Annotated in this window: 24 protein-coding genes; 17 read left to right on the top strand and 7 right to left on the bottom strand. The window is 72.5% G+C overall.

Translation table 11 applies throughout. The features are described 5' to 3' along the window. The first annotated feature begins 1 nt into the window (after position 1). From ABT345_RS11950 to ABT345_RS11965, 4 genes are all read left to right on the top strand, one after another. Positions 2 to 742 carry an MOSC domain-containing protein gene (locus ABT345_RS11950; RefSeq protein ID WP_345086019.1) on the top strand — a complete coding sequence of 247 codons (741 nt, stop codon included), beginning with the start codon at positions 2 to 4 and terminating at the stop codon, positions 740 to 742. A gap of 84 nt (positions 743 to 826) precedes the next feature. After that, positions 827 to 1,405 (top strand): RNA polymerase sigma factor, encoded by a 579-nt coding sequence (locus ABT345_RS11955; protein WP_345086017.1) that lies wholly within the window; start codon positions 827 to 829, stop codon positions 1,403 to 1,405. Continuing rightward, positions 1,402 to 2,535 carry an Ada metal-binding domain-containing protein gene (locus ABT345_RS11960; protein WP_345086015.1) on the top strand — a complete coding sequence of 378 codons (1,134 nt, stop codon included), beginning with the start codon at positions 1,402 to 1,404 and terminating at the stop codon, positions 2,533 to 2,535. Before ABT345_RS11955 ends, ABT345_RS11960 begins: the two co-directional genes overlap by 4 nt. A 156-nt stretch (positions 2,536 to 2,691) precedes the next feature. Continuing rightward, the gene (locus tag ABT345_RS11965; protein ID WP_345086013.1) at positions 2,692 to 3,237 is read left to right on the top strand and encodes a methylated-DNA--[protein]-cysteine S-methyltransferase; all 546 of its coding nucleotides are present in this window, start codon (positions 2,692 to 2,694) and stop codon (positions 3,235 to 3,237) included. Positions 3,238 to 3,305: 68 nt separating this feature from the next. Here the strand turns inward: ABT345_RS11965 and ABT345_RS11970 are convergent, their stop codons facing one another. The 5 genes from ABT345_RS11970 to ABT345_RS11990 form a co-directional block, all read right to left on the bottom strand. After that, positions 3,306 to 4,223 (bottom strand): LysE family translocator, encoded by a 918-nt coding sequence (locus ABT345_RS11970; protein WP_345086011.1) that lies wholly within the window; start codon positions 4,221 to 4,223, stop codon positions 3,306 to 3,308. 142 nt (positions 4,224 to 4,365) lie between these two features. Continuing rightward, a complete protein-coding gene (locus ABT345_RS11975) occupies positions 4,366 to 4,695 on the bottom strand; it encodes a Rieske 2Fe-2S domain-containing protein (protein ID WP_345086009.1) in 330 nt (109 codons plus the stop codon). Beyond that, entirely contained in the window at positions 4,683 to 6,107 is a 1,425-nt protein-coding gene (locus ABT345_RS11980; protein WP_345086006.1) for an iron-containing redox enzyme family protein, read from the bottom strand. The genes ABT345_RS11975 and ABT345_RS11980 overlap by 13 nt, the downstream gene beginning before the upstream one ends. Before the next feature lie 36 nt (positions 6,108 to 6,143). Continuing rightward, the gene (locus ABT345_RS11985; RefSeq protein WP_345086004.1) at positions 6,144 to 7,232 is read right to left on the bottom strand and encodes a class I SAM-dependent methyltransferase; all 1,089 of its coding nucleotides are present in this window, start codon (positions 7,230 to 7,232) and stop codon (positions 6,144 to 6,146) included. A gap of 234 nt (positions 7,233 to 7,466) precedes the next feature. Then, positions 7,467 to 8,726, bottom strand: a complete 1,260-nt coding sequence (locus tag ABT345_RS11990) for an IS701 family transposase (RefSeq protein ID WP_345086002.1) — start codon at positions 8,724 to 8,726, stop codon at positions 7,467 to 7,469. Positions 8,727 to 9,410: 684 nt separating this feature from the next. On the opposite strand from ABT345_RS11990, the gene ABT345_RS11995 reads away from it, so the two are divergent. After that, positions 9,411 to 10,850, top strand: coding sequence for a M1 family metallopeptidase (locus ABT345_RS11995; protein WP_345086000.1), 1,440 nt, complete (start codon positions 9,411 to 9,413; stop codon positions 10,848 to 10,850). A gap of 19 nt (positions 10,851 to 10,869) precedes the next feature. On the opposite strand, the gene ABT345_RS12000 is transcribed toward ABT345_RS11995, so the two are convergent. Then, positions 10,870 to 11,499 carry a trimeric intracellular cation channel family protein gene (locus ABT345_RS12000; RefSeq protein ID WP_345085998.1) on the bottom strand — a complete coding sequence of 210 codons (630 nt, stop codon included), beginning with the start codon at positions 11,497 to 11,499 and terminating at the stop codon, positions 10,870 to 10,872. A 95-nt stretch (positions 11,500 to 11,594) separates the two neighbouring features. Here ABT345_RS12000 and ABT345_RS12005 point away from each other — a divergent pair, with 95 nt between their 5' ends. Continuing rightward, entirely contained in the window at positions 11,595 to 12,443 is an 849-nt protein-coding gene (locus ABT345_RS12005) for a thioesterase family protein (RefSeq protein ID WP_345085996.1), read from the top strand. 152 nt (positions 12,444 to 12,595) lie between these two features. Further along, on the top strand, positions 12,596 to 13,765 hold the full coding sequence (locus ABT345_RS12010; protein WP_345085994.1) for a cysteine desulfurase family protein: 1,170 nt from the start codon (positions 12,596 to 12,598) through the stop codon (positions 13,763 to 13,765). A 40-nt stretch (positions 13,766 to 13,805) separates the two neighbouring features. On the opposite strand, the gene ABT345_RS12015 is transcribed toward ABT345_RS12010, so the two are convergent. Then, positions 13,806 to 14,468, bottom strand: coding sequence for an N-acetylmuramoyl-L-alanine amidase (locus ABT345_RS12015; protein ID WP_345085992.1), 663 nt, complete (start codon positions 14,466 to 14,468; stop codon positions 13,806 to 13,808). Between the two features lie 54 nt (positions 14,469 to 14,522). Between ABT345_RS12015 and mnmA the strand changes: the two genes are divergently transcribed. From mnmA to ABT345_RS12065, 10 genes are all read left to right on the top strand, one after another. After that, complete coding sequence (mnmA, locus tag ABT345_RS12020; RefSeq protein WP_345085990.1) at positions 14,523 to 15,647, top strand: tRNA 2-thiouridine(34) synthase MnmA; 1,125 nt, start codon at positions 14,523 to 14,525, stop codon at positions 15,645 to 15,647. 228 nt (positions 15,648 to 15,875) lie between these two features. Continuing rightward, a complete protein-coding gene (gene gdhA, locus ABT345_RS12025) occupies positions 15,876 to 17,252 on the top strand; it encodes an NADP-specific glutamate dehydrogenase (RefSeq protein ID WP_345085988.1) in 1,377 nt (458 codons plus the stop codon). A gap of 129 nt (positions 17,253 to 17,381) precedes the next feature. Continuing rightward, the gene (locus ABT345_RS12030; protein ID WP_345085986.1) at positions 17,382 to 17,924 is read left to right on the top strand and encodes an LOG family protein; all 543 of its coding nucleotides are present in this window, start codon (positions 17,382 to 17,384) and stop codon (positions 17,922 to 17,924) included. A gap of 105 nt (positions 17,925 to 18,029) precedes the next feature. Beyond that, the gene (locus tag ABT345_RS12035; RefSeq protein WP_345085984.1) at positions 18,030 to 18,719 is read left to right on the top strand and encodes an SDR family oxidoreductase; all 690 of its coding nucleotides are present in this window, start codon (positions 18,030 to 18,032) and stop codon (positions 18,717 to 18,719) included. Between the two features lie 80 nt (positions 18,720 to 18,799). Next, on the top strand, positions 18,800 to 19,846 hold the full coding sequence (locus tag ABT345_RS12040) for a methionine synthase (protein ID WP_386459134.1): 1,047 nt from the start codon (positions 18,800 to 18,802) through the stop codon (positions 19,844 to 19,846). A 32-nt stretch (positions 19,847 to 19,878) separates the two neighbouring features. Next, positions 19,879 to 22,095, top strand: coding sequence for an NAD-dependent DNA ligase LigA (ligA, locus tag ABT345_RS12045; protein ID WP_345085982.1), 2,217 nt, complete (start codon positions 19,879 to 19,881; stop codon positions 22,093 to 22,095). 157 nt (positions 22,096 to 22,252) lie between these two features. Further along, positions 22,253 to 24,361, top strand: a complete 2,109-nt coding sequence (locus ABT345_RS12050) for a putative bifunctional diguanylate cyclase/phosphodiesterase (protein WP_345085980.1) — start codon at positions 22,253 to 22,255, stop codon at positions 24,359 to 24,361. A gap of 421 nt (positions 24,362 to 24,782) precedes the next feature. Then, on the top strand, positions 24,783 to 25,079 hold the full coding sequence (gene gatC, locus ABT345_RS12055; protein ID WP_345085978.1) for an Asp-tRNA(Asn)/Glu-tRNA(Gln) amidotransferase subunit GatC: 297 nt from the start codon (positions 24,783 to 24,785) through the stop codon (positions 25,077 to 25,079). 5 nt (positions 25,080 to 25,084) lie between these two features. Continuing rightward, on the top strand, positions 25,085 to 26,578 hold the full coding sequence (gene gatA, locus ABT345_RS12060) for an Asp-tRNA(Asn)/Glu-tRNA(Gln) amidotransferase subunit GatA (protein ID WP_386459130.1): 1,494 nt from the start codon (positions 25,085 to 25,087) through the stop codon (positions 26,576 to 26,578). After that, a complete protein-coding gene (locus tag ABT345_RS12065) occupies positions 26,575 to 26,817 on the top strand; it encodes a hypothetical protein (protein WP_345085974.1) in 243 nt (80 codons plus the stop codon). The genes gatA and ABT345_RS12065 overlap by 4 nt, the downstream gene beginning before the upstream one ends. Positions 26,818 to 26,832: the final 15 nt, after the last annotated feature.

Below are 26,832 nucleotides of genomic sequence, written 5' to 3' on the forward strand. Positions count from 1 at the left end.
CATGCCGGACACCACCGATGCCGGCGCGGGTACCGCCGCCGGCACCGTCAGCCTTCTGCAGCGATTCCCGGTGAAGTCGATGCTCGGCGAGCGGCACACCGCCCTCGCCGTCGACGCCCGCGGGGTGACCGGCGACCGCCTGTGGGCCGTCCGTACCCCGCAGGGCAAGTACGGCGCCGGGAAGAGCACCCCGAGGTTCGCCTCCACCCGTGACCTGCGGCTGTTCTCCTCCCGTTACGACGGCGAGGTGCCCTGCATCGCCTTTCCCGGCGGTGAGCAGTGGCGCGGCGACGACCCCGGAGTCCATGAGGCGCTCTCCAAGGCGCTGGGCAAGGACGTCACCCTCGCCACCGAGGAGAACGTCTCGCTGCTCGACGCCGGGCCCGGCATCGTCCACCTCGTGACGACCGCTTCCCTGGCCCACGCCCGGGCGCTGCTGCCCGGCTCCGTCATCGACGTACACCGCTTCCGTCCCAACATCCTGCTGGACACCGCGGAGGCCACCGGCCCCGTGGAGGACGCCTGGGTGGGCCGGAGGCTGGCCGTCGGCGAGGCGCGGTTCGAGGTCGTGGAGCGCACCGAACGCTGCGTCATGGTCAACCACGACCGGGAGGGCCTGCCCTACGACGGGCGCATCCTCAAGACGTTCCGGCAATCCAGCGGAATGTGTTTCGGCATCTACGCGAAAGTGATCCGCCCCGGCGGTATACGCACCGGCGACCGGGCCGTGCTGCTCGACTGAGCGGCGGGCCCGGTGCACCACCGCAATCCCCGCATTCCGCGGAACTGGCGAAGTGTCAACGGTGTCCATTGGGTGAAGGACAAGATGTCTGAGCGACTGACCGAGCATCTGGCCCGGGATCTGGACGGCGGCTTCTCGGAGCTGGTGCGGATCCACGGCTCGGCCGTGCGCACCTATCTGTACCGCGTGACGGGGTCGGTGACCGAGGCGGACGATCTGGGACAGGAGACCTTCCTGCGGGCCTACAAGGCCCTGCGGGACTACACGCCGGAGCGCCGCGGGGAACTGCACCCGCGGGCCTGGCTGCTGAGCATCGCCACCAATGTGTGGCGCAACGACATCCGGTCCAAGGTCCGGCGTCCGGTCTCGGCCGCCTCCGTGGAGGACTACTCCGACAGATGGGCGGACACCGGTCCCGGCCCGGAGGAGTGGGCGTCGCGGACGGCGGAGCGGGAGATGCTGGGCGCCGCCCTCGGCAAGCTGCCCGAACGCTCCCGCACCGCGGTCGTGATGCGGCATGTGCTGGGCATGAGCTATGCGGAAGTCGCCGAGGTGCAGGGGTGCCCGGTCGGCACCGTCAAGGCGCAGGTGTCACGGGGGCTGCTGGCGTTACGGGAGTTACTGGGGCCGGAAGCGGCACACCTGAGGGAGGTGAGGACGTGAGTGGAGGAGTGAACGGGTGGAGTGCCGGAGAGCCGGCGCTCGCACGGGCGCTGGCGGAGCTGGCGGACACCGACCCGACCCCCTTCGAACTGAAGGTACTGCGGTACGTGGGTATCCCCGAGGACCGCTACGACACCTATGTCCGTGTCGAGGCCCCCGCAGGGGGGCTGTACGTGGCACAGAGCGGCCCGCTGGTGACGGGAGCCGTCCTGGCCGCCGCGGTCGGCACGGCACGCGATTTCGAGGAGCGGCATCTGGCGGTCACGGGCCGCAGCGCGGTGCCGGGCACCGCACCCGCCCCCGGGGTCCGCCCAGCGGTGCGGACCGGTCGCGCCCGGCAGCTGCGGATCGAACTGGCGGGGGCGGGGCTGACGGACACCGAGTCCGCCGTCCTCGGCGCGGTCCGCTCGATCCCGCACGGCCAACTGCGCCCCGTCTCCTGGGTGCTGCGGGAGGCCGGGCTGCACGGCCCGACGGCCCCGACCTCCGGGAGCCGGGAGGGCGAGCCCCAGCAGAGCGCGCCCCGGAGCGAGGCACTGCCACACGACGAGTCATCACGCGGCGAGTCACCACACGGCGATGTGCCACACGAGGATCTGCCACGCGACGCGTTGCGAAGCGGAGCAGTCCGAAGCGGACAAGCCCAACGCGACGAAGGACAACGCGAGGAAAGACGACACAACGAAGGACGACGCGGCGAAAGACCGCACGGCGAAAGACCGCACGGCGACGGACAACACGGCGACGGACACCACGGCGAGCCGCGGCGCGACGCGCGGCGGGGCGATCTCGCGCAGGTGGCCGCGGCCCTGGCCCGTAACCCGGCGCAGTTGCTGATTCCCTGTCACCGTGTCACCGACGACGAGGGGGTGCCGTACGACGCGGCGTACGGCGGGGCGATCGGTGCGGCGCTGCGGGAGGCCGAGGGGGTCAGCCCGGAGCGGGTGCGCGCCCTGGTGCGGACGCATACCGCCTTCCTCGGCAGCGACACCACCCATATCTACTGCCATCCGCTCTGCGCGCACGCCCGCCGCATCACCCCGCGGCACCAAGTCCCCTTCCGGTCCGCCCGGGACGCCCGCCGGGCCGGATACCGACCGTGCCGGTCCTGCCGGCCGCTCGCCGCCTGAGCCGACCGCCGCGGCGCACCTGGTCCGCCCCGCATCCACGCGGGCGGCGGTCGCCGCTGCCCGGCCGTCCCGCCGCCCGGTGCGGTCGCCCGGCCGCCCGGTGCGGCGCCGGGGCGGTCCCGGTCGTCGACCGTTTGCTTCCCGAAGGAGTCCGTCATGCCCAGAAAGAAGAAGGCCGAGCCGGAGAGCGTGGGCCTCGCCACGCAGGAGACCGCCATCGGACGGATGACGCTCGCGGTCTCCGACGACGCCCTGCTCTACTGCGGCTTCGCCTTCCCCGAAGAGGTCCGCAAGCAACTCGCCCGGGTGACACCCCGCTGCACCGAGGAGGATGCGGGGCTGCCCGCGCCGCAGCAGGAGCAGCTCGCCCGGGTGCGCGCCCAGTTGGCCGACTTTCTCGCCGGGCGCAGACGCGGTTTCTCCCTGCCGATGGATCTGCGGCTGGCCACTCCGTTCCGCCGTGAGGTGGTGCTCTCGCTCGCCGCCTTCATCCCGTACGGTCACACCCGCACCTATGCGCAGCTCGCCGAGAAGTTGGGGCGGCCTGGCGGGGCGCGGGCGGTCGGCGCGGCGCTGGGGGCCAATCCGCTCTGTGTCGTCCTGCCCTGCCACCGGGTGATCGGCGCTTCCGGGAAGCTCACCGGGTACGCCGGGGGGCTGGCCGCCAAGCGGCTGCTGCTCGGACTGGAGGCGGGCGGCTGAGCCGTATCCCCGCTGCGGTGTGCTCCCGCCGCCGGTCCGCGCCGGGGCCCGCTTCCGCAGCCGTGCCATCAGTGCCACGCCAGCCTGATCGCGAAGCTGATGAAGACCACGCCCACCACGCCGTCGGCGATCCGCAGGCCGCGGCCGGGCGCCCGGGGGGTGCGCCGCCGGGAGCGGGCCAGCCGGTGCAGCAGATGCACCACCGTGATCACACCGGCCAGCCAGAGCGCCGCGAGGGACAGATAGGCGCCGGTCAGCGCGCCCATGCTCAGCGCCCACGGCGCCCCGGGCGGCACGAACTGCGGCAGATACGCCAGCAGGAACAGGCCCACCTTCGGGTTGCCGCCGGTGCAGAGCATCCCCGTCCAGAAGCAGCGACGTGCGGCGGGCGCTCCGACCGGAGCGGGCCCGACACCGGGACGGAGCCCAGCTTCGGCCCTGCCCCCGGATCCAGCCCCGGCCTCGGCCCCGGACCCGGGCCCGGCTTCGGCCCCAGTCCCGGCCTCGGCCCCAGCCCCGGCGGCCCCGGCCCCGGCCCTGACCTCGGCCCCAGTCCCGGCGGCCCCAACCTCGACCTGGGCCTCGGCCCCAGGTCCGGCCCAGGCGGCCCCGGCCTCAACCTTGGCCCCGCCCGACGCCCCGGCATCCGGTCCCGTTCCCTCCCCGATCGCGGGCCCGCGCCCGCCCCTCACCGCACCGGGCCCCCGCACGGCCGCCCGCAGGGCCCTCGTGCCCCACACCAGCATCACCACCGCCCCGCACCACTGGAGGGCGGTCAACAGTGCGGGGTCGGTCCGTAGCAGCAGTGCGACGCCGGTCAGTGCCAGGACGCCGTGCAGCGCGCCGGCCGTGATCATGCCGAGGGCCGCGACCGCCGCCGGGCGCCGTGCGCCGGTGCGCAGCACCAGTTGGGTCACCAGCGCGACATCGGGGCCGGGCGTGGCGATGACCAGCAGTGAGGTGCCGAGGAAGAGAAGACCGGGCACAACCGCTCCTTCACTCGTGCACGGACCGACGCAAACGGATATAAGCGGACACGGGCGGACGTGGTCAGGCCGGTGCCGTGCCCGGGACCAGGGGAGTCCGGGCACGGCACCGGCCGTTCGGTGGTGCGAGGGTGTCGCCGGCTCAGCAGGCCAGCGCCGGCGACAGCGGGCGGTGCCGGTGGGCGACCTCGGCCTGCGGCGGATGGGGGAGGACGGCCCGCACCGTCCGCCCGGTGCGGACGGCGGGAATCCGCTGCCGCATCCATGCCGTGGCGGTGCGCCGCTCGTGCCAGGGGCAGATCAAGGACTTGCCCTCGGGCCCTTCCGCGGCCAGATGGAGCGGACCGCCGCGGTGCGGGCAGTCGGCTCGCATGACGAAGGAACCCGACGCGGTCCGCACATAGACGTACGGGGTGCCGTCGACCTCCACACAATTCCCGCGGCCGGTGGCCGCGAACGTCAGGACAAGCACTTCTTGTAGTCCCCGACGGAGTGGATCTGGTAGACGCATTCCTCGGATTCGATGATGGCGCCGTGCAGCCGGTTCTTCTGGATGACGGTGCCCTCCCCGGCTTCGAGGATCTGGTACGAGTCGAATCCGCTGACGAACTTCATAGTGCCGGAGACGATGTGGCACAGTTCGTCGCCGTCATGGCAGTGGGTGTTGGAGAGTTCGCCGTAAGGTTCGACGATATCGGCGACGGGCGCGGTCACCTTGCCGCTCTCGATCGCCTCCCACACCGGTGCGTGCAATTTCTTGAATTCCGGCCCCTTGTCCATCCAGGCGATCTGGGTGGCGAAATCGTCGTCGGAGATGTCCTGGATGACGCGGTACTCCTCGATGCCCCGGACGATTTCCGGGATGATGTGCTCGCCGTGTTCCTCGATGAGCGGGTCGATCAGCTTCTCCAGGGCCATCCGGCCGTGGTGCTGGTCGATGTGGACGTGCTCGGTGAAGTACTCCACGTCGGCCTTCTCACCGAATACCGACGTGAGGACGGAGGCCGCGCGGCGGCAGAAATCGACGAGCGTCGCCTCGGTGTAGTAGAGGGCGCCGACGTAGCGGAAGAACAGTTCGTGGTTCTTGCCCAGGTAGTGGAAGTAGTTGTTCATCAGCAGGCTGCTGTTGAGGTAGTACTGCCAGTACCGGTGGATGTCGGAGGCGAGCCCCGCCGACTCCAGCGTCCGCTCGAAGAGGCGGCTGTGCTTGGTGTCGTGGACGCCGTAGCCGTACTCATCGATGATGATCTTGAACCACTCGGACTGGGCGGCGCCGTAGTGCCCGAGGACGTTGCGGATCATCGGCGACGCCTCGGAGAGGAAGTCCGGGGCGAACTGGATCAGCCACATCCGGGCGGCGCGCTCGCGGTCGGTGGAGGAGAGGATCGCCTTTTCGGTGCGGGACGCCTCGGCCGGGTCGTTCGCGCCCAGCGACTCGATGTAGGCGTGGAAACTCTCCTTCGTCCACTTTCCCGAGATCTCGACCTCGTCGTCGAGGAATCCGAACGCGTACCTCTCCAGCGCCGGCCGTATCGCCTCGCCGAGGGCGCGGTTGCTCGGGCTGTAGAACTGCTGGAAATCCTCCCACTTTCCGTCCTTCAGACCGGACTTGGGGAGAAAGACGAGATCCGCCTCGTAGACGCTGGTGAGCACCCGCTGCACGGCCAGGCTGCTGTAGTCGAGAATGTTCTCGCGGCCGGGCACCGCATCGTAGTCCAGATGCGGCAGTACCTGCGGGCGCAGCTGGCGGCGGTAGGGGTTGTCGTCGTTCTGCCATTCCTCGTTGTCGAGGTAGATCGGATTGCTCGCGTACCGGACGACCGCATCGCGGAGTTCTTGACCGTGCAGCTCGAAAGGAACGTACGCATTCGGTGCGTGGCTCATGTCACGGTGCCTTTCTGGTCGAAGGGGCGGTGCGGTTCAGACGACGGTGAGCTGGGTTTCCGTCCATCGCAGTTCCATGTCGAGGCTTTCGCCCGCGGTGACGGAGGCCGGTTTGTCGAGGAGGATCAGCGCCTGCATCCAGTGCGATTCCGGATTGTCCGGCGCATTGCGCAGGTCGACGCCGTCGCAGAGCTCCAGCGAGAACCACGACAGCAGCCCGTGCGCCCGGCCGTCCGCGGTGACCGGTACCGTCAGCCGGCGGCTGCCCGGCAGCAGCGGATCGTGCGCCAGGTCGAACGCGGCCATCTCGAACGGCTCGGAGAGCAGCCGGTGCGGCCAGGTGTGCATCCGCACGGGGAAGTGGCCGCGGGTGGCGACGGTCTCCATCAGCGACACGTCGAAGCCGTGCGCCTCGTGGACGCGGTTGAGGTTGACCATGGCCGGGCTGTCGACCAACTGGCCGTGGATGCGGGCGGCGACCGGCATCATCACGCCACCGGGGGCCAGCAGATGCTCGCGGGCGTGGCGCACGGTGGGCAGCAGCCCCTCGCCGATCAGCCCGCAGTCGACGATCTCGGAGATCAGCACATCGGCCCGGCGCGGCAGGTCCCGGCCGACCTCGATGGCGGTGGAGAACTTGGTGAGCACGGTGATGGCGTCGGACATGCCGTGCTCGGCGATGATCTGCCGGGCGATCTCGGCGAGCAGCGGATTGCCCTCGCAGGTGTAGACGTGCCCGGCGCCCGCCCGCACCGCGGCCATGGCCAGCAGCCCGGTGCCGGAGCCGATGTCCAGGACGGTGGCGCCCGGCGGGATCGCCCGGCGCACCGCGGTGACCAGCGCGTCGTTGCGCACGGTGTCGTTGAGCATGGCGAAGTGCCAGCGTGGCACGGTGCGCCGGGCGATCTCCGCGAAGGCCTGGCTGCCGGGCACCGGCGCCGCCTGGGGGGATGCGAGGGCGTCGACGGTGGTCCGGATCATTTCGTTCAGCGTCTGCGCCTGGGCCTGCAGCGAGGCCAGGGCCAGCCGCAGTTCCGGGGATTCGCCGATGATCGGCGGCGGCGCGGTCGCGAGGGATAAGCCGGGCGGAACTTCTTCTGTCGGCGTGTTGATGGTCGTTGCCATGACGGTCTACGCACTCTCCCATGTGTGGGGTCTTACCGGTTCCGGAATCAACCCGAGAAGGATTTCGGTGCGAACGACATACAGGGATTACCGGCGTGGGGGAGCACGTGGTATCTCCTTTCCCCGCGGCAGTGGTGCGGTACGGCGAAATCCACCGGCCGGCACCGAGTTCAGAAAAGCAGACTCCGCTCGCGTATCGCAATGGAATGCGGTGCGCCCGGCGGTACGGGGAAGCTACTGCGGTACTTTTCCGTGCGCCGCGCCCGCGACCGCGTAAACGCCGAGTGCCGCCAGGGCGAGCGCGGTGTGCCGGTACCACGCGGTCCACGTCAGCACCTCGGTACGGGTGAACTGCACGCTCTCGCACGCCCGGGGCGCGGCGCGCAGCGTGTCCCGCCCGCCGCGCGCGACGGCGGCGAGCACGGGCAGGGCGGTGTGCCGCGGTGCGTACGCCAGATAGTGGCCGGTGCGCCCGCTCCCCGGATGGCGGCGGGTCAGCAGCAGCCGGACGAAGCCGCCGCGCCCACCGGACCCGGTCGCGCCGAGCGGCACCGCCGACCACTCCCAGGACGGCGCGACGGCGTCCGGCACCCCGTGCCCCGCGGCGCCGCGGGCCAGCACCCCGGCGGGCAGCGCCACCCCGCCGACGGCACGGACCGGGTGCCCGGTGGAGACGGGCAGGACGTAGCCGACCGCCCGCCGCTCCAGCCAGTCGCGCAGCTCCGGGTCCTGGCCGCGCGTCAGATCGCCGCTGACCCAGGCGAACGGGGTCCGTGCGGCGCGCGCCCGCTCCACGAGGCGCTGCGCCAGCTCCGTCCGGGGCCGGTGGACGGTGCGGTCGGCGGGCACCCCGGCCTGATGGCAGCGGAGCGCGTCCTCGGTCCAGGCGGGCGGCAGATACAGCTCGCGGTCGAGGACGGCGGTGCCCAGCGGCGAGGTGTAGCAGGCGAGCAGCGTGGTCTGGCAGTTCTCGACGCGGCGCGCGGCGATGGCGTACTGGCGGGCGACGGCCACCGACTTGTCACCCCTCTTGACGGTGTCGACCTGGCCGAGCGTCAGGACACCGTCGGGGTGCCCGAGGTGTTCCAGCACCTGCCCGCGGACCGCGTCCTGGAAGGCGTCCACCTCCCAGCGGGCCCGGGTGAGCAGCCGCTGCATCCGCCAGGGCGAGCCGTCGCCGACGCGGTGGGCGAGCCGCCAGCTGTTCCCGGCGCCGACGCCGCCGAGCAGCGCACGGACGTACCGCACGGCCTGGGCGCGCGGTTCGGGGCGGGCGAAGAGCGGGCCGATGCGGGCGGAGAGCGCCTCCAGCGCCGCCTCCAGCCGGGCGTCGAACCCGTCGGCGTCGCCGGGCGCCGTCCGCTCCGCCTCCGGGTGCGGCCGTACGCCGGCGGGGGAGCCGTCCTCGGGCGCGACGGATAAAGGGGGCCGGCGCGGCGGCATCGCGCCGGGTGCGGCAGGGGCGGGAGCGAGGGGTGAGGCGAGGGGGGTCACAGACGTTCCTCCGTTGCGTAGGGCGAGCGGGGACTCGTGAAGCTGCGGGAGGTGTGCGGCCGGGCGGCGCACGGGTGGTGCCTGTCCGGCGGTGGAAAACCGCGCGTCAGCTCATTCCGGACCGGAAGAATTCCTGCCCGAAAGGGTGGCGGTAAAGGAAATGCCCGGGAGGGCATCGGAGAACGGAGACCGTATTCAGCGGCGCAATCGAGGGGGTCGCCGCGTGGGTCGGTACGGCTCCGGTGGATCGTCATCCCGGTGACAGCGGCGGGCGCCCGGTGGGTGGATCATGCCGCTCGCCCCTCTCCGCCGTCGTGGGATGACGGAGGTCAGATTAACAGGCGTCAACTTCCTCCAGACAACTAAAGAAAGGGTAAAATTGACGTTCCTTCATCCCTCGTTGATCCAATTTTCCCGGCTGAATTCTGGCCGGTCCGCATCTTTTTCCGGGACGCCGTGCAACCCATCGCGCCCCGGCGGTGTTTCTTCTTCTTCCGGCGAAACCGCCGCCGGGCCCCGGACGCCCGCCAGGGGGCGCGCACGGCGCCCCGCGGGCGTCCCGAGCGCGGTGCGCACCGGGCCCGCATGACGAGTTGGCAAAGTCCCGCACCGCGGGCGGCGCCGCCGTGCAGAGTCGGCCCGCTGGAACACCAGCATCCGTGTGTTCGAAGAGATGGGCTCACCATGGCACTCTCCGTATCCGCACTCCGCCGCCCCCGGCTGCTCGCCCTGGCCGCCGCCTGCACCGTCGTCGCCACGGTCTGCGGTGTGGCCACCGCGCCCGGCAGCGTCGCCGCCGCGCCCGTCGGCACCCCGGGCGCGCCCGGCGCCGGCGACACCTACTTCCCGGACCTCGGCAACGGCGGCTACGACGCCCTCCACTACGACCTGGGCGTCAGCTACCACCCCTCCTCCGGCCGCCTCGACGGCCGCACCACCCTCACCGCCCGCGCCACCCAGAACCTCAGCGCCTTCGACCTCGACCTCCAAAAGCTCGACGTCACCGCCGTCCGGGTCGACGGCCGCCCGGCGCGCTTCACCAGAGCCGGCGACGAACTCACCGTCCGGCCCGCGCGGATGCTGCGCGACGGCCGGACGTTCACGGTGACCGTCACCTACGGCGGCGTGCCCCAGCCGCTCGGCGGGCCGATCATCTTCGGCTCCGACTACGGCTGGATGAAGACGAAGGACGGCGTCTTCGTGGCCTGCGAGCCGAACGCCGCGTCCACGTGGTTCCCCTCCAGCGACCACCCCGGCGACAAGGCGACGTACGACATCCGCATCGACGCGCCCAAGGGGCTGACCGGCGTCTCCAACGGGCGGCTGATCGAGTCCGGCGAGCGCGGCGGCCGCTCGTACGCCCACTGGCGCGAGAGCCGTCCGATGGCGACGTACCTGGCCACCGCCACCATCGGGAAGTTCGACGTCCGCACCGGCACCACGCCCGGCGGCACGCCGATCTACGTCGCCACCGACCCGACGCTGCCCACCGGAAAGGTCGACGTCTACGGCGTCACGGCCGAGGCCACCGACTACTGGTCGAAGGTGTTCGGGCCGTACCCCTTCGAGGAGACCGGCGCCATCGTCGACGACATGCCGCAGGCGGGCTTCTCCCTGGAGGTGCAGTCCAAGCCCGCCTACTCGGCGGTCCGCAACGAGTCCACCATCGTCCACGAGCTGGCCCACCAGTGGTTCGGCGACTCCGTCTCCGTCAAGGACTGGCGGCACATCTGGCTCAACGAGGGCTTCGCGAGCTACGCGCAGTGGTTGTGGGCCGAGCACAAGGGCACCAAGAGCGCCCACGACGCGTTCCGTGAGGCGTACGCCGCGATACCCGCCGGCGACCCGTTCTGGAAGATCAAGGTCGCCGATCCGCAGCGGGACACGATGTTCTCCGATGCGGTCTACGACCGGGGCGCGATGACCCTTCAGGCGCTGCGCGAACGCATCGGCGACCGCGCGTTCTTCACGCTGCTGCCCGCCTGGACCGCGGCCCACCGCTACGGCAACGCCGAGACCTCGCAGTTCATCGCGCTGGCCGAGAAGATCTCCGGTCGGCGACTGGGCGACCTCTTCGACGCCTGGCTGAACACCGGCGCCCGGCCGCCGCTGCCGAAGCCGTAGCGCCGCCGCCCCGGCCGCATCAGCCGTCCGCGCCCGTCCGGCCCGGCGACCGGTGCGGCCGGGGCAGGTGCAGCCCGAGGTAGACCGCGCCCATCCGCAGCGCGAAGACCAGTCCGGCGGAGGCGGCGGTGGCCGCGGTGCCGCCGATGCCGAGGTGGTGCAGGGCCAGCAGCAGGGCGGCGCCGGCCAGCGCGGCGATGGCGTAGACGTCCTCGCGCAGCAGCAGCGGCGGGAACTCCCCGCACAGCACATCTCGGATGACCTCGCCGGCCACCCCCGTCAGCACCGCCAGGATGATCACCGCGAGCGGGGTGGCGCCCGCGTCGATGGCGGCGCGTGCCCCGATCACGGTGACGACGGCGAGCCCGACCGCGTCGACGACCAGCAGGGACTTGCGCGGCAGGGTCCAGAAGCGGAGATAGACCATGGTGGCCGTGCCGACGCAGATGATCACCGTCAGCAGGACCCAGTCGTGTGTCCAGTACAGCGGGTGCCGGTTGAGGATCAGATCGCGCAGCGTGCCGCCGGAGATGGAGGCGGCGAAGGCGAGCACCAGACCGCCGAAGGGGTCCATGTTCGCGCGGTAGGCGGCGAGCACCCCGCTCGCGGCGAACGCGGAGACGCCGATCAGGTAGAGCACGTGGAGCATCCCGGAATCATCCCAGGCCGCGGCGGCCCGGCCGCCCGCCGGGCACCGCAAACTGACACTACCGGTCGGTAACTTTTCGGTGTAGCGTTCCGGCCATGGCACAGGTGACCCTTGGTAACAGCGAGTTCGACCGGGACACGGCCGTGGTGCGCCGCGCCCCGGGGCACTACGACGCGGAGCTGTCCGCCGGCTGGACGATCATCCAGGCCGTCAACGGCGGCTACCTCCTCGCCCTCATGGGCCGCGCCCTCGGCGACGCCCTGCCGCACCCCGACCCGCTCTCGGTCACCGCGCACTACCTGACGGCGTCCGTACCCGGCCCCGCCACCGTCCGCACCGAGGTGGTCCGCGCCGGCCGCACCCTGTCCACCGGTACCGCCACCCTCGTCCAGACCGCACCGGACGGCACCGAGGTCGAGCGGATGCGGGTGCTCGCCTCCTACGGCGACCTCGCCGCGCTCCCCGACGACGTCCGCACCAGCGCCAAGCCCCCGGCGCTGCCCCCGTACGCGCACTGCCTGGGCACCGACAGCGCCCCCGACGGCGGATCGGCGATACCGGGCAGCACCGCCATCGCCGACCGCCTCGACATCCGGCTCGACCCGGCCACCGCGGGCTGGGCCGTCGGCGCGCCCTCCGGCAAGGGCGAGATGCGCGGCTGGTTCGGCCTCGCCGACGGCCGCGAACCGGACCCGCTCTCCCTGCTGCTGACCGTCGACGCCATGCCGCCCACCGCCTTCGACCTGGGCCTTACGGGCTGGGTGCCGACCGTCGAGCTGACCTGCCACATCCGCTGCCGCCCGGCGCCGGGCCCGCTGCGCGTCGCCATCGCCACCCGCAACCTCGCCGGCGGCTTCCTGGAGGAGGACGCCGAGGTCTGGGACAGCGCCGACCGCCTCGTCGCCCAGTCCCGCCAGCTGGCCCGGGCGCCGCTCGGCGGCTGACCGCACCGGGGCCCGCCCCGGACAACGCGGACGAACCGGAAGCGCCCGCGGCATCCGGCGGGCGGCGCCTCGCGCCCCGCCGCGGCGGCGCCCCCGCGCGCCGCGGACGCGCCCCCGGGGGCCCCGGCGGCCGCCCGTAGAATCGGGGCACCATGGTTTACCTCGACCACGCGGCCACCACACCGATGCTCCCCGAAGCGGTGCGGGCGATGACCGCTCAGCTGACCGTCACCGGCAACGCGTCCTCGCTGCACGCCGCCGGGCGGCGGGCCCGGCGCACCGTCGAGGAGGCGCGCGAATCGCTCGCCGCCGCCCTCGGCGCCCGCCCCAGCGAGATCGTCTTCACGGCCGGCGGCACGGAGGCCGACAACCTCGCGGTCAAGGGCCTTTACTGGTCCCGCCGGGACGCCGACCCGGCCCGCACCCGCGTCCTGGCCAGCCCCGTCGAGCACCACGCCGTGCTGGACGCCGTGGAGTGGCTCGCCACCCACGAGGGCGCGCGCGTCGAGTGGCTGCCGGTCGACTCCTACGGGCGGGTGCACCCCGACGCGCTGCGCGAGGCCGTCGTCCGCAACCCCGCCGATGTCGCGCTGGCCACCGTCATGTGGGCCAACAACGAGATCGGCACCGTCCAGCCGATCCGTGAACTCGCCGCCGTCGCCCGGGAGTTCGGCATACCGCTGCACGCCGACGCGGTGCAGGCCGTCGGCCAGACCGAGGTCGACTTCGCCGCCTCCCACCTCGCCGCCCTGACCGTCTCCGGCCACAAGCTCGGCGGCCCCTACGGCATCGGCGCGCTGGTGCTGGGCCGGGAGTGGACGCCCGTGCCCGTGCTGCACGGCGGCGGCCAGGAGCGCCAGGTCCGCTCCGGCACCCTCGACACCCCGGCGATCGTGGCGTTCGCCGCCGCCGCCCGCCACGCCGTCGCCCACCGCGAGGAGTTCGCCCGCGAGATCGGCGCCCTCCGCGACGACCTGATCGCGGCGGTGCGCGCCGCCGCGCCCGACGCCGTCCTGGGCGGCGACCCGGACCCGGCCGGCCGCCTCCCCGCCAACGCGCACTTCTCCTTCCCCGGCTGCGAGGGCGACTCCCTGCTGCTGCTCCTCGACGCCCGGGGCATCGCCTGCTCCACCGGCTCGGCCTGCACCGCGGGCGTCGCCCAGCCCAGCCATGTCGTGCTCGCCACCGGCACCTCGCCCGAGCTGGCCCGCGGCACGCTCCGCTTCTCCCTGGGCCACACCTCGACCGCCGAGGACGTCGCGGCGCTCGCCGAGGCCATCGGCCCCGTGGTCGAACGCGCCCGGCAGGCCGGCCTGAGCTGACCGGCACGGCCGCTCCGGGCCGCGCGCCCGGGGCGGTCCGCTACGCGGCGCCCTTGGCCGGGGCCTTGCGCAGCTCCCCGCGGACCAGCCGCAGATAGGCGTCCCAGTCCCAGTGCGGCCCCGGATCGGTGTGATCGGCGCCCGGTACCTCGGAGTGGCCCACTATGTGCCGGCGGTCGGCGGGGAAGCCGTAGCGGCGGCATATCCCGGCGGTCAGCCGCGCCGAGGCGGCGTACATCGCGGTCGTGAAGGACTCCGGGCGGTCCACGAACCCCTCGTGCTCGATGCCGATGCTGCGCTCGTTGTACGCGCGGTTGCCCGCGTGGAACGCGACGTCCAGCTCCCGGACGACCTGCGCCACATGGCCGTCCTTGCGCACCACGTAGTGCGAGGCGGCCGCGTGGAAGGGGTCCTGGAAGACCTTCAGCGCCGTCGCGAAGCTGCCCTGGACGACATGGATCACCACCCGGTCTATGCGGTAGTCGTCCGGGCGCTCGGCCCGCCGCCAGTTCGCCGGGGACGCCGCCACCCACTCCGCGCCCGGCTGATCGACGGCGCCGGGCGTCCGCGGCTTCGCGGCGCCCGGCAGCAGCCCCTCGCGGGAGGTGACGATGCCGGCACCGACGGCCGCCACCGCGGCGCCGCCGATCCACAGCGCACGCCGTCTGCCGATGCCGGACCCGGTCCGCTCCGTCTTCCCCATGCGCTGGACAACGCGTACTGGGCTGTCGGTGGTTCCGTCTACTCTGGAGAAGTTATGACTGACGCACCCCGCCTGCGCGTACTCGCCGCCATGTCCGGCGGTGTCGACTCCGCCGTCGCCGCCGCCCGCGCCGCCGAGGCCGGCCACGACGTGACCGGCGTGCACCTCGCGCTCTCCGAGAATCCGAAGTCGTTCCGGACCGGCGCCCGCGGCTGCTGCACCATCGAGGACTCCCACGACGCCCGCCGCGCCGCCGACGTCATCGGCATCCCCTTCTACGTCTGGGATCTCGCCGAGCGCTTCCGCGAGGACGTCGTCGAGGACTTCGTCGCCGAGTACGAGGCGGGCCGCACCCCCAACCCCTGCCTGCGCTGCAACGAGAAGATCAAGTTCGCCGCGCTGCTCGACAAGGCCCTCGCCCTCGGCTTCGACGCCGTCTGCACCGGCCACTACGCCACCGTCGTGCTGCGCGAGGACGGCAGCCGCGAGCTGCACCGCGCCGCCGACATGGCCAAGGACCAGTCCTACGTCCTCGGCGTGCTCGACGACCGGCAGCTGGCGCACGCGATGTTCCCGCTGGGCGACACCCGCACCACCAAGGCGGAGATCCGCGAGGAGGCCGCCCGGCGCGGCCTGTTCGTCGCCAAGAAGCCGGACAGCCACGACATCTGCTTCATCGCCGACGGCGACACCCAGGGCTTCCTCGCCAAGCGGCTGGGCACCGCCGAGGGCGCCATCGTCGACGAGTCCGGCACCCGTCTGGGCAGCCACGACGGCGCCTACGGCTTCACCATCGGCCAGCGCAAGGGCCTGCGCATCGGCACCCCCGCCGCGGACGGCAAGCCGCGCTACGTCCTCGACATCTCCCCGGTCGACAACACCGTCACCGTCGGCCCCGCCGCCTCCCTCGACGTCACGGCCCTCACCGCGATACGCCCCCGCTGGTGCGGCCGCCCGCCGGCCGGCGGGCCGGCCACGTACACCGCCCAGCTCCGTGCCCACGGCGGCGAGACGGAGGTCACCGCCGAGCTGACCGATGGCGAGGAGCTGCACGTCACCTTCGCCGAACCGGTCCGCGGCGTCGCCCCCGGCCAGGCCGTCGTCCTCTACGACGGCACCCGCGTCGTCGGCTCCGCCACCATCGCCACGACCCGGCGCCGGGCGGCGGCGGAGGCGTAGGGGCCGGCGCCCGGAGGGGAAGGCTCCGTACGCGGGCCTTCCCGCCGTGCGGCGCGGCCGGATTCCGCGGTGCGGATGAGGTTTTCCCCACAGTGCTCTCGATGTGAGGCCCTGCGGCAAATAGTCTCGGAGCTGCGACAGGACGTTCAGTAAGCCGCCACCCCTTTCGATTTCGTCGGGAATCGGGGCGCGAGCGGCTTTTCGTCGGTCATGAAGGGATCCGAAAGCATGTCGACTGTTCAGTCCGAGGGCCGTTCCGGGGTTCGCCCGGGGTGGCACGAGGCCCTGCACGCGGAGCTGGTGCGGCGCAATCCGGGAGAGCCGGAATTCCACCAGGCGGCGCTGGAGGTGCTGGAGACGCTGGCCCCGGTGCTCGCGGCGCGTCCGGAGTTCGCCGAGGCCAGGATCGTGGAGCGGATCTGCGAGCCCGAGCGGCAGATCATCTTCCGGGTGCCGTGGCAGGACGATTCCGGGGCGATCCGCGTCAACCGGGGCTTCCGGGTGGAATTCAACAGCGCGCTCGGCCCGTACAAGGGCGGGCTGCGGTTTCATTCCTCGGTCAATCTCGGGATCGTGAAGTTCCTCGGTTTCGAGCAGATCTTCAAGAATTCCCTCACCGGCCTCAATATCGGCGGCGGTAAGGGCGGCAGCGACTTCGATCCGCACGGCAGGTCCGACGCGGAGGTCATGCGGTTCTGCCAGTCGTTCATGACGGAGCTGTACCGGCATCTGGGCGAGCACACCGATGTACCCGCCGGCGACATCGGCGTCGGCGGCCGCGAGATCGGCTACCTCTTCGGCCAGTACCGGCGGATCACCAACCGCTGGGAGGCCGGGGTGCTCACCGGCAAGGGCCTCGACTGGGGCGGCTCCAAGGCCCGCACGGAGGCCACCGGGTACGGCAACGTCCTCTTCACCGAGGAGATGCTCAAGCGGCGCGGCGAGGAGCTGGACGGCCGGCAGGTCACCGTCTCCGGCTCCGGCAACGTCGCCATCTACACCATCGAGAAGGCCCAGGCGCTCGGCGCACACGTCCTGACCTGCTCGGACTCCGGCGGCTACGTCGTCGACGAGAAGGGCATCGACCTGCCGCTGCTCCAGGAGATCAAGGAGGTCGAGCGCGGCCGGATCTCCGAGTACGCCGAGCGGCGCGGCAGTTCGGCCCGGTACGTGCCGGGCGGCAGCGTGTGGGACGTCCCCTGTGAGGTCGCCCTGCCGTCGGCCACCCAGAACGAGCTGGACGCGGACGCCGCCCGGACGCTGGTCCGCAACGGCGTCAAGGCCGTCTCGGAGGGCGCGAACATGCCGGCCACCCCGGAGGCGGTGACGCTGCTGAAGGCGGCGGGCGTCGCGTTCGGGCCGGGCAAGGCGGCCAACGCGGGTGGCGTCGCCACCAGCGCGCTGGAGATGCGGCAGAACTCCGCGCGCGAGGCGTGGAGCTTCGAGCGGGCCGAGGGTGAACTCGCCGCGATCATGCGGAACATCCACGACACCTGCTACGAGACGGCCGAGCGCTTCGGCCTGCCGGGCGACTATGTCGCGGGCGCGAACATCGCGGGCTTCGAGCGGGTCGCGGACGCGATGCTCGCCCAGGGCCTGATCTGACGCGCCCGGCGGCCCCGCCCAACGACGTGCGGGGCCGGCGGTGCCGGTCGGCCCACCGGGCACGGCACCACCGCAACACCACCGCGGCCACCCGAGGGGCGCCGCACCCCGGCTCGTAAGCTGGCGCGTATGAACATCTGCGTCTTCTGCTCCGCCGCCGACCTCGACGACCGCTACACCACCCCCGCCCGTCAGTTCGCCCAGCTGATCGGCAAGGGCGGCCACTCCCTCGTGTGGGGCGGCTCCGACACCGGCCTGATGAAGGTCATGGCGGACGGTGTGCAGGAGACCGGCGGACGGCTGATCGGCGTCTCCGTGGAGTTCCTGGCCCACAAGGCGCGCGCCGGCGCCGACGAGATGGTCGTCACCCGGGACCTCGCCGAACGCAAGGCACAGCTGCTGGAGCGGGCCGACGCGGTCGTGATCATGGTCGGTGGCACCGGCACGCTCGACGAGGCCACCGAGATCCTGGAGCTGCGCAAGCACGGGATGCACACCAAGCCGGTCGTCCTGCTGAACACCGCGGGCTTCTACGACGGCCTCAAGGACCAGTTCCAGCGCATGGAGACCGAGGGCTTCCTGCCGCTGCCCCTGACCGAACTGGTCTTCTTCGCCGAGGACGGCGTGGGTGCCCTGGCCTACCTGGAGGAGCAGGCGGGCATCACCGCCTGACCCGGCCCGCCACGCCATCCGCCCAGGTCACCGACGGTCCGGCGAGATGCGGCCCTTGTGGGGGTACGCGGCGGTTGCCCTCGGCGGCTCGTTAGGATCGGGGGCATGGGTACGCACTTGATCACGGGCGCAGGGTCGGGCATCGGAGCGGCGGTCGCACGGCGGCTGGCGGAGCGCGGGGAGGACCTGTGGCTGCTGGCCCGGGACGCCGGGCGGGCCAAGGAGCTGGCCGCGCAGTACCCGGGCGCCCGCACGCTCGTGGGCGACCTCGCCACCCCGGAGAAGCTGGACTGGGCGCTGGGCAAGCAGCCGCTGCCCGAGCGCCTCGACTCGCTGATGCACATCGCCGGCGTCCTCGAACTGGGCGCGATCGGTGACTTCGGCGCCAAGGCGTGGCAGCGCACGCTCGCCGCCAACCTCGTCGCCCCCGCCGAACTGACCCGGCTGCTGCTGCCGCTGGTCCGCGTCGCCAAGGGCCACGTCGTCTTCGTCAACTCCGGCGCCGGGCTGCGCGCCAACCCCGAGTGGGGCGCGTACGCGGCCAGCAAGCACGGCCTGAAGGCGCTCGCCGACGCGCTGCGCGGCGAGGAGCACGGCAACGGCGTGCGGGTCACCTCCGTCTACCCGGGGCGGACCGCCACGCCGATGCAGGCCAGCACGCATCAGCAGGAGGGCAAGGAGTACGACCCGACGCGCTGGATCGACCCCGAGTCGGTCGCGACGGCCATCCTCACCGCCGTCGACCTGCCGCGGGACGCCGAGATCAACGACCTCTCGGTCCGCCCGGGGCGCTGACCCCCGCGCCCGGGGCGCGTCCGTGCGCCCCGGGCGGGCCGCCCGCCACCGGGTGACGCGGCGCGTCATACGCTTTCGGGGTGAGCGAGAACAGCACGAGTGAGCGCAGCGGCACGGACGGGCGGGGCGCGCGCCCCTGGGGCGCGGGGACGGCGACGGCCGTGGGCTCGATGCCCGGCGGCGACGCGCGCGAGGCGGTCAAGACCGTCACCGGTTCGCTGGAGACCTTCCCGCACCTGCCGGAGCTGCCCGCCCGCGGCCCCGGCGCCGACATGATCGGCCGGACCTGCGGCCTTCTCGTCGAGGTGTACGCCCATGTGGAGCCCAGCGGCTGGCGGGTCAGCGACCGCCCCGGGCGCGACACCCGCCGGGCCCGCGCCTGGCTCGGCGAGGACCTCGACGCCCTGGAGGAGTTCACCCAGGGATACGCGGGCCCGCTGAAGGTCTCCGCCGTCGGACCGTGGACCCTCGCCGCCGCCCTGGAGCTGCGGGGCGGCGAGGCGGCGGTCAGCGACCCCGGCGCCTGCCGCGACCTGACCGCCTCGCTGGCCGAGGGCGTCCGTGCCCACCTCGCCGACCTGCGGCGCCGGGTGCCCGGTGCGCAGCCGGTGCTCCAGCTCGACGAGCCGTCGCTCACCGCCGTGCTCCAGGGCCGGATCAAGTCCGCCAGCGGCTACCGCACCCACCCCGCCGTCGACCGCGCCGTCGTCGAGGGTGCGCTGCGGACCCTCGTCGAGGCGGCGGACGGCGTCCCCGTCGTCGTCCACTCGTGCGCGCCCGCCGTCCCGTTCGCGCTGCTGCGCCGGGCCGGCGCAGCGGGCATCTCGTTCGATTTCTCCCTGCTCACCGAGCGTGAGGAGGAGGCGATCGGTGAGGCGGTGGAGGGCGGCACCACGCTCTTCGCCGGGGTGGTGCCCGGCACGGACGGCCGATTGTCAGACCCTGCCGGTAGCGTCATGGGTGTCAGGACGCTGTGGCGCAGGCTGGGGCTGACGCCGGGGACTCTCGCCGAGTCCGTGGTCGTCACCCCGTCGTGCGGGCTCGCGGGCGCTTCGCCCGCATACGCCCGCTCCGTGCTCGCCCACGTCGTCCGGGCCGCGACCTCGCTCGCAGACAACCCTGAGTGACGACCACTCACGGACCACGGGAGGACAACACGGTGGCTGGCGAACAGCACGCAGCGGCATCAGAGGTGCCCGCGGCGGCGCGGGAGGAGCACGCGCAGCTCGCTGAGCAGATCGAGGAGCACCGCTTCCGGTACTACGTGAAGGACGCTCCGGTCATCAGTGACGCGGAGTTCGACCGGCTGCTGCGCTCCCTGGAGGCGATGGAGGAGCAGTACCCCGAGCTGCGCACCCCGGATTCCCCGACCCAGAAGGTCGCCGGCGCGTACGCCACGGAATTCACCGAGGTCGAGCACCGCCAGCGGATGCTCTCCCTGGACAACGCCTTCGACGACGAGGAGTTGGCCGCCTGGGCCGAGCGGCTCGCCGGGGAGCTGGGCGGCGACCCGAAGAGCGCCGGCTACCACTTCCTGTGCGAGCTGAAGGTGGACGGCCTCGCCGTCAACCTCACCTACGAGCACGGCCGCCTCACCCGCGCCGCCACCCGCGGCGACGGCCGCACCGGCGAGGACATCACGCCCAACGTCCGCACCATCGCCGAGATCCCGCACCGCCTCACCGGCGAGCGGATCCCGGAGCTGGTCGAGGTCCGCGGGGAGGTGTACTTCCCGATGGAGAAGTTCCTGGAGCTCAACGAACGCCTCGTCGCCGACGGCAAGCCCCCGTTCGCCAACCCGCGCAACGCCGCCGCCGGTTCGCTCCGCCAGAAGGACCCCAAGGTCACCGCCACCCGGCCGCTGCACATGGTCGTCCACGGCGTCGGCGCCCGGGAGGGCTTCGACATCGACTGCCAGTCGCACGCCTACGACCTGCTGCGGGAATGGGGCCTGCCCACCGCCGCGCACAACCGCGTCGTCGACTCCCTCGCCGCCGTCCGCGAGTTCATCGCCCGCTACGGCGACGCCGAGACCCGCCGCACCGCCGTCGAGCACGAGATCGACGGCGTGGTCGTCAAGCTCGACGAGATCCCGCTCCAGGGACGGCTGGGCTCCACCTCCCGCGCCCCGCGCTGGGCCATCGCCTGGAAGTACCCGCCGGAGGAGGTCAACACCAAGCTCGTCGACATCCGCGTCGGCGTCGGCCGCACCGGCCGCGTCACGCCGTACGCCGTCGTCGAGCCGGTGACCGTCGCCGGCTCCGAGGTCGAGTTCGCCACGCTCCACAACCAGGACGTCGTCAAGGCCAAGGGCGTCCTCATCGGCGACACCGTCGTCATCCGCAAGGCGGGCGACGTCATCCCGGAGATCCTCGGCCCGGTGGTCGATCTGCGCGACGGCGGCGAGCGGGAGTTCGTCATGCCCGCCGACTGCCCCGAGTGCGGTACGCCGCTGCAGCCGGCCAAGGAGGGCGACATCGACCTGCGGTGCCCCAACGCCCGCTCCTGCCCCGCCCAGATCCGCGAGCGGCTCTTCTACCTCGCCGGGCGCAAATGCCTGGACATCGAGAATTTCGGCTATGTCGCCGCCACCGCGCTCAGCCAGCCGCTGGAGCCCGCCGAGCCGCCGCTCAAGGACGAAGGGGACCTTTTCGGCCTCTCCATCGAGCAGCTGCTGCCCATCAAGTCCTATGTCCTGGACCCGGATTCCGGCCTGCCCAAGCGGGATCCGAAGACCGGCGAAGAGAAGATCGTGACGTTCTTCGCCAACCAGAAGGGCGAGCCGAAGAAGAACGCCCTGGCCATGCTGGAGAACATCCAGGCGGCCAAGGAACGCCCGCTGGCCCGGATCCTCACCGGCCTGTCCATCCGTCATGTCGGCCCGGTGGCCGCCGAGGCGCTGGCCCGGGAGTTCCGCTCGATCGACCGTATCCGCGAGGCCGACGAGGCGGAGCTGGCCGCCGTGGAGGGCGTCGGGCCCACCATCGCCGCCTCCCTCAAGCGGTGGTTCGAGGTCGACTGGCACCGCCAGATCATCGAGAGCTGGCGCGCGGCCGGCGTCCGGATGGAGGAGGAGCAGCAGGCCGACGAGGGCCCGCGCCCCCTGGAAGGCGTCACCGTCGTCGTCACCGGCACCCTGGCGTCCCACACCAGAGATGGCGCGAAAGAGGCCCTGCAGAGTCTCGGTGCGAAGGTGACCGGTTCCGTTTCCAAGAAGACCGGATTCGTCGTCGTGGGTGACAACCCCGGCTCCAAGTACGACAAAGCGATGCAGCTGAAGGTGCCCGTGCTGGACGACGACGGCTTCGCGGTGCTGCTGGAACAAGGGCCCGACGCGGCACGCGAGGTGGCGGTCACGCCGCCCGAGGAGGAGTGACGGGCTCGCCCCTTCGGCGCATACCAGAGTGATCGGGATGGCCGGGTCGCATTCGGGCAACCGCTGCCGATCGCTGCCCGTAGGGGCCCTTCGCGTCCTACTGTTGAGGGGTGCGCCTGCCGTGGCGCGGGCACAGCCGGCTGTGAGAGGGATCGGAATGAAACCGACCGACAGCGCCGCTCCGGCGCCGCGGCTCCGCCGGCTTGTCGTGCCCGCGCTGCCCGCCGCCTTCACCGTCCTCGCGGGCCTCACCCTCCTGACCGGGGTGATCTGGACGCTGGGCGAGCGGCGGGCGCTGTTCCCCTCCGGCACCGTCGGCTGGTCGCTGGCGGTCCTGACCGGCATCATCGTCGGCCATCTCGTCGCCCTCGGCCGGGACCGCTGGTGGGGCGGGACGGGCTCCGGCGCGGCCCTCGCCCTCGCCGTCGTCCTGCTCTACGGCTGGATGCCCGCGGCCCTGGTCAGCCTGGCCGTCGTCGTCCTCGTCGGCGCGGCCCGCCGTCACCGCTGGCGGCAGGCGGTGCTGCACGGCGCGGTCGACCTGCTGGGCGTGGGGGCCGCCGCGCTCGGCAGCACGGCCCTCGGCAGCACCGCCACGGTCCGCCACCCCTGGCACCCCGAGGCCTGGGACCTCTCCGTCCTCCCGCAGGTCGTCGCGGCCGCCGCCTGCTATCTCCTGGTCACCCGCGGCCTGTTGTGGTGCACCCTGCTGCCGCGCGGCGGCGGCCTGCCCACCGTCACCCGCACCGCGATGACGCGTCAGATGCTGGTCGGCGTCGCCCTGTTCGGCATCGCTCCGCTGATCGCCGTCACCGCCGACCACGCCCCGCTGCTGCTGCCGTTCTACGCCGTCCCGCTCATCGCCCTCGACTCCACGCTCTGGATCGCCCGCGCCCGCGCCGAGGAGCAGCTGCGCGATCCGCTCACCGGGCTCCCCAACCGCCAGTGGCTGCTGGAGCGCACCTGGTCCGCGCTGGACGAGGCCGAGCGGATCGAGACCCGGTGCGCCCTGGTCCTGATCGACCTCGACCGCTTCCGCTCGGTCAACGACACCCTCGGGCATCTCGCGGGCGACCGCCTGCTGCTGCAGATCGCCGACCGGCTGCGCGAAGCCCTGCCACGCGGCGCCGAGGCCGCCCGGCTCGGCGGGGACGAATTCGCCGTCCTGCTCCCCACCGCGGACTCCCTCACCAGCGCCCAGCGGGTGGCCCGCAACCTCGTCGCCACGCTGGGCTCCCCCCTCGACCTCGACGGACTGACCCTCGTACTCGAAGCGAGTGCGGGGGTCGCCGTCTTCCCGGACCACGCACTGGACGCCGAGGGCCTGCTGCGCCGCGCCGACGTCGCGATGTACCAAGCCAAGCGGGACCGCAGCGGCGTCGAGGTCTACGAGGCCCGGCGCGACGGCAACACCCCCGACCGCCTCGGCCTCCTCGGCGATCTCCGCCGCGCCCTGGACGCCGGCGACGTCGAGCTGCACTACCAGCCGAAGGTCGGCTTCGACGGTCAGGTCGCGGGCCTGGAGGCACTGGTGCGGTGGGTGCACCCGGACCGCGGGCGGGTGCCTCCCGACGAGTTCATCGCCATCGCCGAGACCTCCGGCCTGATGCCCCGGCTGACGGAGTACGTACTGGAGACCGCGCTCGCCCAGGTGGCGCGGTGGCGGGCGATGGGCCTGGAGGTGCCGGTCGCGGTCAACGTCTCGCCGCGCGACGTCCACTCGCCGGGCTTCGCGGGCGCGGTCGCCGCCCGCCTCGCCCGGCACCGCGTCCCGCCCGGCGCCCTCCAGCTGGAGATCACCGAGCATGTGCTGCTGGAGGACCCGCAGCGGGCCGCCGACACCCTCGCCGGGCTGACCGGCCACGGTGTCAAGATGTCCCTCGACGACTTCGGCACCGGCTACTCCTCCCTGGTCCATCTGCGGCGGCTGCCGGTCAGCGAGCTGAAGATCGACCGTTCCTTCGTCGCCCGGCTCGCGGTCGACAACGAGGACGCCGAGATCGTCCGCTGCACCCTCGATCTCGCCCACTCCCTCGGGCTGCTGGTCGTCGCCGAGGGCGTGGAGGACGACGAGACCTGGGAGCGCCTGCGCGACCTGGGCTGCGACGCCGTGCAGGGCTGGCTGGTGGCGGCGGCGATGCCACCGGACGAGACCACCGCCTGGCTGCGCGCCCGCGGCAAGAGCGGTTGGCACCGGGAATCGGAGACGGCCGCCCTGGCGGCGGAGAAGGCGGGGGACCGCCCTTCGGGACAGGTCCTGAACTGAGGACCCGGCCACCGGCCGTCCCCCCGTCCCGCTCCCACCCCACCGACCGGCCGTCACCGGCCGCGCCCGGCTCTCCCGGCACCCCGCCTCCGCCCGGCGGTCCCGGGGAAGCCGCCCCGTCCGGCGATCCGGCCGCGCCCGGCGATCCGGCCGCGCCCGGCGACCCCGACGGCCCGCCCGGCGACCCCGGTGCCCCGCCCTCCGGGGACCGCTGACCCCGCGCCCGTACGGCACCGCGGCCCGCCCGGCGCCGCCGCCCGTCCGTCCCGCAGGAACGCAGGCGCGCCTCCGTACGCCGGGGCCATAGGATTGGGCCGTACAGATTCACGTAAATCTCTGACAGATACCCGGCAGACACTTGCCGGATCCCCGTCGGATCCTTGTTCACGTAGAACTCCGAGAACCAGCAGAGGAACGCTGCATGCCTGGCATCACGCGCGAGGAGGTCTCCCACCTCGCCCGGCTGGCGCGTCTGGAGCTGAAGGACGAAGAGCTCGACCACTTCGCCGGACAGCTCGACGACATCATCGGCGCGGTCGCCCGCGTCTCCGAGGTCGCCGACCAAGACGTACCGCCGACCTCCCACCCGCTGCCCCTGACCAACGTCATGCGGGCGGACGAGGTCCGTCCGTCGCTCACTCCCGAGCAGGCGCTCTCCGGCGCCCCCGCCCAGGAGCAGCAGCGTTTCAAGGTGCCGCAGATCCTGGGGGAGGAGTGACCGACATGGCAGACCTGATCAAGCTCACCGCCGCCGAGACCGCGGCGAAGATCGCGTCCGGCGAGGTCACCGCCGTCGAGGTGACCGAGGCCCACCTGGCCCGTATCGAGGCCGTGGACGAGAAGGTGCACGCCTACCTCCACGTCGACCGCGAAGGCGCGCTGGCCCAGGCCCGCGCCGTCGACGAGAAGCGTGCCCGCGGCGAGAAGCTCGGCCCGCTGGCCGGTGTCCCGCTCGCGCTGAAGGACATCTTCACCACGCAGTCCATGCCCACCACCGTCGGCTCCAAGATCCTCGAAGGCTGGATCCCGCCGTACGACGCGACGCTCACCAAGCGCCTCAAGGACGCCGACGTCGTCATCCTCGGCAAGACCAACATGGACGAGTTCGCCATGGGGTCCTCCACCGAGAACAGCGCCTACGGCCCGACCGGCAACCCCTGGGACCTCACCAAGATCCCCGGCGGCTCCGGCGGCGGCTCCTCCGCGGCCCTCGCCTCCTTCCAGGCGCCGCTCGCCATCGGCACGGACACCGGCGGCTCCATCCGCCAGCCCGCTGCCGTCACCGGCACCGTCGGCGTCAAGCCCACCTACGGCGCGGTCTCCCGCTACGGCATGGTGGCCTTCTCCTCCTCCCTCGACCAGGGCGGTCCCTGCGCCCGTACGGTTCTGGACGCGGCGCTGCTGCACGAGGCGATCGCCGGCCACGACGAGCTGGACTCCACCTCCATCGACGCGCCGGTCCCGCCGGTCGTCGAGGCGGCCCGCAACGGCACCGTCCAGGGCATGCGCGTCGGCGTCGTCAAGCAGTTCCGCGGCGAGGGCTACCAGGCCGGTGTGGTGCAGCGGTTCGACGAGTCCGTCGAGCTGCTGAAGAGCCTCGGCGCCGAGATCGTCGAGCTGGACTGCCCCTCCTTCGACCTGGCGCTCTCCGCGTACTACCTGATCGCGCCGTCCGAGTGCTCCTCGAACCTCGCCCGGTTCGACGCCATGCGCTACGGCCTGCGCGTCGGCGACGACGGCACGAAGTCCGCCGAGGAGGTCACCGCCCTCACCCGTGAGGCCGGCTTCGGCGACGAGGTCAAGCGCCGCGTCATCCTCGGCACCTACGCGCTCAGCTCCGGCTACTACGACGCGTACTACGGCTCGGCGCAGAAGGTCCGCACGCTGATCACCCAGGACTTCGCGAAGTCCTTCGAGAAGGTCGACGTCATCGTCTCGCCGACGACGCCCACCACCGCTTTCCCGATCGGTGAGCGCGCCGACGACCCGATGGCGATGTACCTCGCCGACCTGTGCACCATCCCGACGAACCTCGCCGGCAACGCCGCCATGTCGCTGCCCTGCGGCCTGGCGCCCGAGGACGGCCTGCCCGTCGGGCTGCAGATCATCGCCCCCGCCATGAAGGACGACCGGCTGTACCAGGTCGGAGCCGCCGTCGAGGCCGCCTTCGTGGAAAAGTGGGGCCACCCGCTGCTGGAGGAGGCACCGTCACTGTGAGCAACATCGGCAAGAAGGCCAAGAACTTCAAGAAGTCGAAGTCCGGTGTGTACCTGTCGATCGGCACCACCGCGTTCGGTGCCTTCGGCGTGCTCAAGCAGGCCCGCGAGGCCCGCCACGAGCACGACACGCTGCGGCTGATCGACGCCGGCGTCTCCGCCGCGGCGATCGTCACCGGCCTGGCGATCCTCTACCGCGAACTGAAGCGCCTGGGCGACGACGACGTCCTGCTGGGCTGAGAGGGAAAGTTTCAC

Origin of the sequence: Streptomyces sp. NPDC000404 (genome assembly GCF_040300365.1) — a bacterium.
Taxonomy (GTDB): Bacteria; Actinomycetota; Actinomycetes; order Streptomycetales; family Streptomycetaceae; genus Streptomyces; species Streptomyces ramulosus.